Source organism: Polaromonas sp. P1_G2 (genome assembly GCF_056405515.1).
Genome location: NZ_JBFUBY010000225.1, coordinates 1 through 7,744, shown reverse-complemented (window position 1 = coordinate 7,744; position 7,744 = coordinate 1). Strand labels below are relative to the sequence as shown.

The 7,744-nt window shown below is 63.4% G+C and carries 9 protein-coding genes; 7 read left to right on the top strand and 2 right to left on the bottom strand.

Translation table 11 applies throughout. From position 1 onward, the window contains the following. The 7 genes from nuoK to AC1D0P_RS19290 form a co-directional block, all read left to right on the top strand. Positions 1 to 240, top strand: a 240-nt coding sequence (gene nuoK / locus AC1D0P_RS19320; protein WP_477678238.1) for an NADH-quinone oxidoreductase subunit NuoK, incomplete at its 5' end; no start/stop codon positions are given. Between the two features lie 7 nt (positions 241 to 247). Further along, positions 248 to 2,068: an NADH-quinone oxidoreductase subunit L gene (locus tag AC1D0P_RS19315; RefSeq protein ID WP_477678237.1), complete on the top strand. Its 1,821-nt coding sequence runs from the start codon at positions 248 to 250 to the stop codon at positions 2,066 to 2,068. A gap of 30 nt (positions 2,069 to 2,098) precedes the next feature. Further along, positions 2,099 to 3,574, top strand: coding sequence for an NADH-quinone oxidoreductase subunit M (locus AC1D0P_RS19310; protein ID WP_477678236.1), 1,476 nt, complete (start codon positions 2,099 to 2,101; stop codon positions 3,572 to 3,574). A 17-nt stretch (positions 3,575 to 3,591) separates the two neighbouring features. Continuing rightward, the gene (gene nuoN, locus AC1D0P_RS19305) at positions 3,592 to 5,094 is read left to right on the top strand and encodes an NADH-quinone oxidoreductase subunit NuoN (protein ID WP_477678235.1); all 1,503 of its coding nucleotides are present in this window, start codon (positions 3,592 to 3,594) and stop codon (positions 5,092 to 5,094) included. After that, complete coding sequence (locus AC1D0P_RS19300; RefSeq protein ID WP_477678234.1) at positions 5,091 to 5,393, top strand: DUF2818 family protein; 303 nt, start codon at positions 5,091 to 5,093, stop codon at positions 5,391 to 5,393. Before nuoN ends, AC1D0P_RS19300 begins: the two co-directional genes overlap by 4 nt. Next, positions 5,390 to 6,004: an NUDIX domain-containing protein gene (locus AC1D0P_RS19295; protein WP_477678233.1), complete on the top strand. Its 615-nt coding sequence runs from the start codon at positions 5,390 to 5,392 to the stop codon at positions 6,002 to 6,004. The genes AC1D0P_RS19300 and AC1D0P_RS19295 overlap by 4 nt, the downstream gene beginning before the upstream one ends. Positions 6,005 to 6,025: 21 nt before the next feature. Beyond that, positions 6,026 to 6,535, top strand: coding sequence for a DUF1178 family protein (locus tag AC1D0P_RS19290; RefSeq protein ID WP_477678232.1), 510 nt, complete (start codon positions 6,026 to 6,028; stop codon positions 6,533 to 6,535). A 4-nt stretch (positions 6,536 to 6,539) separates the two neighbouring features. Here the strand turns inward: AC1D0P_RS19290 and AC1D0P_RS19285 are convergent, their stop codons facing one another. Both AC1D0P_RS19285 and AC1D0P_RS19280 read right to left on the bottom strand, forming a co-directional pair. Then, positions 6,540 to 6,989, bottom strand: a complete 450-nt coding sequence (locus tag AC1D0P_RS19285) for a hypothetical protein (RefSeq protein WP_477654944.1) — start codon at positions 6,987 to 6,989, stop codon at positions 6,540 to 6,542. Positions 6,990 to 7,027: 38 nt separating this feature from the next. Continuing rightward, positions 7,028 to 7,744: Glu/Leu/Phe/Val family dehydrogenase (locus tag AC1D0P_RS19280; RefSeq protein WP_477678231.1), on the bottom strand; the 717-nt coding region annotated here is incomplete at its 5' end.

Sequence of the window (7,744 nt, the reverse complement as noted above, 5' to 3'; positions counted from 1 at the left end):
TTCCTGAACCGCAAAAACCTGATCGTGCTGCTGATGGCCATCGAGCTCATGCTGCTGGCGGTCAACATGAATTTTGTGGCCTTCTCCTACTACCTGAACGACATGGCCGGCCAGGTGTTCGTGTTCTTCATCCTGACCGTCGCCGCGGCCGAATCGGCCATAGGCCTGGCCATCCTGGTGCTGCTGTTCCGCAACAAGTCCAGCATCAACGTAGACGAACTCAATACGCTCCAGGGCTAAAAGTAAAATGAGCCAAACCCTCTCAGCATCGGCCCTGCTGGCCGTTCCCTTGGCGCCGCTGGCCGGCGCCCTGGCGGCCGGTATCCTCGGCACCTCCTTCGGCGGCAACTGGATAGGCCGCCGCCTCTCGCACTCCCTGACCATCCTCGGCGTGCTGGTGGCCTTCATCATCTCGGCGATGACGCTCAAGAGCGTGGCCGTCGACGGCGCGCGTTTCAACGAGACGCTCTACACCTGGATGAACGTCGGCGGCCTGAAGATGGAGATCGGCTTCCTGGTCGACGGCCTCACAGCCATGATGATGTGCGTGGTGACCTTTGTGTCGCTCATGGTGCACATCTACACCATAGGCTATATGGAAGAAGACGAGGGCTACAACCGCTTCTTCGCCTACATCTCGCTGTTCACCTTCTCCATGCTGATGCTGGTGATGAGCAACAACATGCTGCAGCTGTTCTTCGGCTGGGAGGCCGTGGGCCTGGTGTCCTACCTGCTGATCGGTTTCTGGTTCAACAAGCCGACCGCCATCTTCGCGAACATGAAGGCCTTCCTGGTCAACCGCGTGGGCGACTTCATGGAAGGCCCGACCCCGATCTCCGCGCTGATCCACGCCGCGACCATGGTGACGGCCGGCATCTTCATGGTGGCGCGCATGTCGCCGCTGTTTGAACTCAGCGACACCGCGCTCAGTTTCATCATGGTGATAGGTGCCATCACGGCCCTGTTCATGGGTTTCCTCGGCATCATCCAGAACGACATCAAGCGCGTGGTCGCGTATTCCACGCTTTCGCAACTCGGTTACATGACGGTGGCATTGGGCGCCTCGGCCTATTCCGTCGCGGTGTTCCACCTGATGACGCACGCTTTCTTCAAGGCGCTGCTGTTCCTGGCGGCAGGCTCGGTCATCATCGGCATGCACCACAACCAGGACATCCGCTGGATGGGCGGCGTGCGCAAGTACATGCCCATCACCTGGATCACCTCGCTGCTGGGCACGCTGGCCCTGATCGGCACGCCCCTGTTCGCGGGTTTCTACTCCAAGGACAGCATCATCGAAGCCGTGCATGAAAGCCATTTGGCGGGCGCGGGCTTCGCGTACTTCGCGGTGCTGGCGGGCGTCTTCGTGACGGCCTTCTATTCTTTCCGGCTGTATTTCCTGGTGTTCCACGGCAAGGAGCGCTATGACCAGAACCCCGACGCGCACCACCATGGCCACGACGACCACGGCCATCATGACGAGCACCACGAGCCGCACGAATCGCCCTGGGTGGTGACGGTGCCGCTGATCCTGCTGGCGATCCCGTCCGTAGTCATCGGTTTCATGACGATTGAGCCCATGCTGTACGGCGATTTCTTCAAGGGCGCGATCTTCGTGAACCTTGAAAAACACCCTGCCATGGAAGAGCTCAAGCAGCTATTCCACGGACCGGCCCAGATGGCCCTGCATGGGCTGATGGCGCCGCCTTTCTGGCTGGCCCTGGGAGGCTCGGTGCTGGCCTGGTATATGTACATGGTCAACCCGGCCTTGCCGGCCGCGATCAAGCGCATGTTCATGCCCATCTTCACGCTGCTCGAGAACAAGTACTACTTCGACTGGTTCAATGAAAACGTGCTGGCCCGCGGAACGCGCGCCCTCGGCACCGCGCTCTGGAAGGGCGGCGACCAGAAGCTGATCGACGGCGCGCTGGTCAACGGCTCCTGGAAGGTAATCGGCTGGGTCTCCGGCATGGTCCGCCGGCTGCAGTCCGGCTACATCTACCACTATGCCTTCGGCATGATCATTGGCGTGTTTGTGTTGATGACGTATTTCGTCTGGCTCAATCGCTGATCAGTTCAACAAAATCAAGGAAGAACAAGAATGGGTTTGTTGAGTCTTGCGATCTGGACACCGATTGTTTTCGGTGTGGTTCTGCTGGCGCTGGGCCGTGACGAGCAGGCGCGCAGCGTTCGCTGGATCGCGCTGATAGGCGCGGTCGTCAGTTTCGGGGTGACGCTGCCGCTGTACGGCGGCTTCGAGCTGGGCACTTCGGCCATGCAATTTGTCGAAAAGGGCAGCTGGATCCAGCGCTTCAACGTCAATTACCACGTGGGTGTCGACGGCATCTCGCTGTGGTTCGTGCTGCTGACGGCCTTCATCAACGTGGTGGTCATCATCGCCAGCTGGGAAGCCATCACCACGCGCGTGAACCAGTACATGGCCTCTTTCCTGATCCTGAGCGGGCTCATGATCGGCGTGTTCTCGGCGCTGGACGGCATCCTGTTCTACGTGTTCTTCGAAGCCACGCTGATCCCGATGTACCTCATCATCGGCATCTGGGGCGGCCCCAACAAGATCTACGCGGCTTTCAAGTTCTTCCTCTACACCTTGCTTGGCTCGCTGCTGATGCTGGTGGCGCTGATCTACCTGTACAACAAGTCGGGCGGCAGCTTCGACATCCTGACCTGGCACAAGCTGCCGCTGGGCGGCACGATACAGACGCTGCTGTTCTTCGCCTTCTTCGCGGCCTTCGCCGTCAAGGTGCCGATGTGGCCGGTCCACACCTGGCTGCCCGACGTGCACGTCGAGGCGCCCACGGGCGGCTCCGCCGTGCTGGCCGCCATCATGCTGAAGCTGGGCGCCTACGGTTTCCTGCGTTTCTCCATGCCTATCGCCCCGGACGCCGCGCACGAATGGGCTTGGCTGATGATCGCGCTGTCGCTGATCGCCGTTGTCTACGTCGGCCTGGTGGCGCTGGTGCAGCAGGACATGAAAAAGCTGGTGGCCTACTCATCGGTGGCCCATATGGGGTTTGTCACGCTGGGCTTTTTCATCTTCAACGACCTCGGCGTCTCCGGCGGCATCGTGCAGATGATTGCCCACGGTTTTGTATCCGGCGCGATGTTCCTGTGCATCGGCGTGCTGTATGACCGCGTCCACTCGCGCGAGATCGCCAGCTACGGCGGCGTGGTCAACACCATGCCCAAGTTCGCGGCCTTCGCGCTGCTGTTTGCCATGGCCAATTGCGGCCTGCCGGCCACAGCCGGTTTCGTCGGCGAGTGGATGGTGATCCTGGGCGCCGTCAAATACAACTTCTGGATAGGCGGCGCGGCGGCGACAGCGCTGATTTTCGGCGCGGCCTACACGCTGTGGATGTACAAGCGGGTCTACCTGGGCCCCGTGGCCAATGAGGACGTCAAGGCGCTCACCGACATCAACAGCCGCGAGTTCCTGATGCTGGCCCTGCTGGCCATTGCCGTGCTGTACATGGGCATTTATCCCAAGCCCTTCACGGACGTGATGAACACTTCAGTGGCGGACCTGCTCAAGCACGTCGCGACGTCCAAGCTGAACTGAAACTACAAAGAATTCAGATGATAGACAAACTCTCCTGGATCGCGGTTTACCCCGAACTCGTCCTCCTGACCATGGCCTGCGTGATCGCGCTGGTGGACCTGGGCGTCAAGACGCCCCAGCGCACGCTCACCTATGTGCTCACGCTACTGACCCTGGCCGTGGTGGGCGCCATGGAGGCCGCCTACGCAGTGGGCGGGCAGACCTTCTACGGTTTCGGCAACATGGTGGTCAGCGACCCCATGGGCGGCTGGCTCAAGTGTTTTGCCTGCATCACCGTGATGATCACGCTGGTTTACGGCCGGCCTTATGCCGCGGACCGCGAGATGCTGCGCGGCGGCGAATTTTTCACGCTGAGCCTGTTCGCGCTGCTGGGCATGTTCGTGATGATCTCGGGCCACAACTTCCTGGTGATCTACATGGGCCTGGAGCTGCTCACGCTGTCCAGCTATGCGCTGGTGGCCCTGCGCCGCGACAACGCCACCGCCACCGAAGCGGCCATGAAGTATTTCGTGCTGGGCGCGCTGGCCTCGGGTTTCCTGCTTTACGGCCTGTCGATGCTGTACGGCGCGACCGGCTCCCTGGACCTCAACGAGGTGTTCAACGCCATCGCCAGCCGCCAGGTCAAACACCAGGTGCTGATTTTCGGCCTGGTCTTCATCGTGGCCGGCCTGGCCTTCAAGCTGGGGGCCGTGCCTTTCCACATGTGGCTGCCCGACGTTTACCAAGGTGCGCCTACCGCTGTTACGCTGCTGATCGGCGGCGCGCCGCAGCTCGCGGCCTTCGCGATCTGCATCCGCCTGCTGGTGGAAGGCCTGTTGCCGCTGGCGATCGACTGGCAGCAGATGCTGGCCCTGATGGCGATAGGCTCGCTGCTGGTCGGCAACCTGGCCGCCATCGCCCAGTCCAACCTCAAGCGCATGCTGGCGTTCTCGACCATCTCCCAGATGGGTTTCCTGCTGCTCGGCCTGCTGGCCGGCGTGGTCAACGGCAACCAGCTCAACACCGAGTCCGCCTACAGCGCGGCGATGTTCTACGCCCTGACCTATGTGCTCACCACCCTGGGCGCCTTCGGCATCATCATGCTGCTGGCGCGCGCCGGGCACGAGTCGGAGGACATCGTCGACCTGGCCGGCCTGAACCAGCGTAGCCCGCTGTATGCAGGCGTGATGGCCATCAGCATGTTCTCGCTGGCCGGCCTGCCGCCGCTGGTGGGTTTTTATGCCAAGCTGTCCGTCCTGCAGGCGCTGATTTCATCGCAACAGGCCAGCTACATCGTATTGGCGGTTTTCGCGGTGCTCATGTCGCTGGTCGGCGCGTTTTATTACCTGCGCGTGGTCAAGGTCATGTACTTTGACGCGCCGCTGGCCCACAATGCCCAGCCGGTCTCCGGCCCGACGGATGCCAAGGTGGTGCTGGCGATCAACGGCGCGCTCATCCTGGTTCTGGGCATGCTGCCCGGCGGCCTGATGACGTTGTGCTCGCAGTCCATCAGCAGCATCGTCAAATCCCTGGGTTCATGACGCAGACGGCCTCGGTCTGGCTGGTCGTGCTGCTGGCCCTGCTGGCGGCCAACCTGCCTTTTGTCAGCAACCGCCTGTTCGCGGTCTACGCCCTGAATCAGCCCAAAAACCTCGCCACCCGCGTGGGGGAGATGGTGGTCTGGTACCTTCTCGTCGGCGGCCTGGGCCTGTACCTCGAGCAGCGTACCGGCCAGATCGCACCGCAGGGCTGGGAGTTCTACGCCATCACCGGCGCGCTCTTCATCACCTTTGCCTTTCCCGGTTTCACCTGGCGCTATCTCTTCAAGCACCGCTCATGAAAACCCCGCCGGGCCCTGATGACGCCGGCAAGCCGGCTGATGCGCACCTGGTCGAGACACGGCTGGCTTCCACCGAGATTTTGAAGGGCCACTTCCTGCACGCCATGCGCGACACCGTCGGCCTGCCCGACGGCAGCCAGGCGACGCGTGAATACATCATTCATCCGGGCGCTGTGATGATCGTCGCCCAGGGCGACGACGGCCGCCTGGTGCTGGAGCGCCAATACCGCTACCCCGTGCAGGCCGTCATGGTCGAATTCCCCGCCGGCAAGCTCGACCCCGGTGAAGACTCGCTGGCCTGCGCGCAGCGCGAACTGCTTGAGGAAACCGGCTACACCGCACGCGAGTGGGCCCGCGCCGGTGTGCTGCACCCGGTGATCTCCTATTCCACCGAGTTCATCGACATCTGGTTCGCGCGCGGGCTGGTGCCCGGCCCGCGCAAGCTCGATGCCGGCGAATTCCTCGACGTCTTCACCGCCACGCCCACCGAGCTGCTGGCCTGGTGCGCGAACGGCCGGGTGACCGATGCAAAAACCTTGACCGGCGCGCTGTGGCTGCAGAACGTGCTGTCGGGCGCATGGGCATTGGACTGGCAGGCTGCCGCTTCGTGACCGCGGGGCGATAATCCGCGCATGAAAGTCCTGAATCTCCAATGTTCGCACCAGCATTCGTTTGAAGGCTGGTTTGCGTCCGAAGACGATTTCCAGGGCCAGCTGTCGCGCGGCCTGGTCGAATGCCCGATGTGCGCCGACAAAAGCGTGCAAAAACTCCCGAGCGCGCCGCGGCTCAACCTGGGCGGGCGCCAGGACCCGGATGTCTCCGGCAATCCGGCATCCTCGACAGCCGTGAAGACGGAAGAAAGCGCGGCGACTCGCAGCCTGACCGCGGTCGCCGGAACACCGTCCGGCGCAAGCCAGGCGCAGCAGGCCGCATTCCTGCAGGCTGTGCGCCATGTGCTGGCCAACACCGAAGATGTGGGGACGCGTTTTGCCGATGAGGCGCGCCGCATGCACTATGGCGAGCAGGATGCGCGCAGCATTCGCGGCCAGACTAGCGTGCGCGAAGCCGCCGAGTTGCTGGAAGAGGGCATTGACGTGATGCCCTTGCCGCTGCCCGCGGCGCTCAAGGAAACGCTGCAGTAGCGGCTCAGCCGGGCGCTGGCATTGCACTGCGCCGCCGCACCATGCGGCTGGCCGCATACAGCCCCAGGGGGATGGCGACGAAATGCGGCCAGATGAAATAGGCCGGCTCATAGCCCATCCAGCTGAACGGGCTTTCATCGACGGCCATGGATTCCATCGTGCCGGTCACAACCACGTAGAGCAGCCAAGGCAGGGCGCTCACCGCCACCATCGCGGGCGAGGTGCTTTTGAGCAGCCTGAAGACGGCATTGCCGGCGGCCACCGCGAGCAGGAACATCGGCAGGTGACGAATACCGACCAGTGCGAAGGCCGCCCGCAGGTTTTCTTCTTCGTAGCTTTGCACGGTCCAGCGCGCGACGGCCGGGCCGTCGAGCAAAGGCCCCAGCAGCGCCGCCAGGGCCGCCACCAGCGCGCCCAGAAAGAGCGCTGCCGCGGGCAGGCGAAAAGCGGCCATCGCAGGCCGCCCGCCAGGGCCGTCGGGCGCTTCGGCCATCAGGGGTAGAGGCCGCGCAGCTCGCGGGTGTGCAGGATGCGCTTGCAGGCCACGATGAAGGTCGCGGTGCGCAGGCTGACCTTCTGGTCTTGCGCCACGTGCCAGACGCCGGCGAAGGCGTCTTTCATGATCTTGACCAGGCGCTTGTTGATTTCTTCCTCGTCCCAGAAGAAGCTGGAGAAATCCTGCACCCATTCAAAGTAGCTGACCGTCACGCCGCCGGCGTTGGCGATCACGTCCGGCAGCACCAGGATGTTGCGGTCGTGCAGGATGTCGTCGGCGGCCGGCGTGGTGGGGCCGTTCGCGCCTTCGATGATCATGCGCGCCTTGATGCGCCCGGCATTGGCCGCGGTGATCTGCTGCTCGAGCGCGGCGGGGATCAGGATGTCGCACTCCACGTCCCAGAACGCGTCGTTGGCGATGACTTCAGCTTCCGCGAAGCCGGCCACGCTGCCGTTGGCTTCCACATGCTTGAGCAGGGCCGGCACGTCGAGGCCGGCCTCGCGGTAAATCGTGCCGCCGTGGTCCTGCACGGCAACCACGCGCGCGCCGGTTTCGGCAAACAGCTTGCCCGCCACGCCGCCCACGTTGCCGAAGCCCTGCACCGCGATGCGCGAGCTCGCGATGTCCAGGCCGATGTGTTTGGCGGCTTCCACGCCCACGGTGTACACGCCGCGGCCGGTGGCTTCACGCCGGCCCAGCGAGCCGCCCAGGTC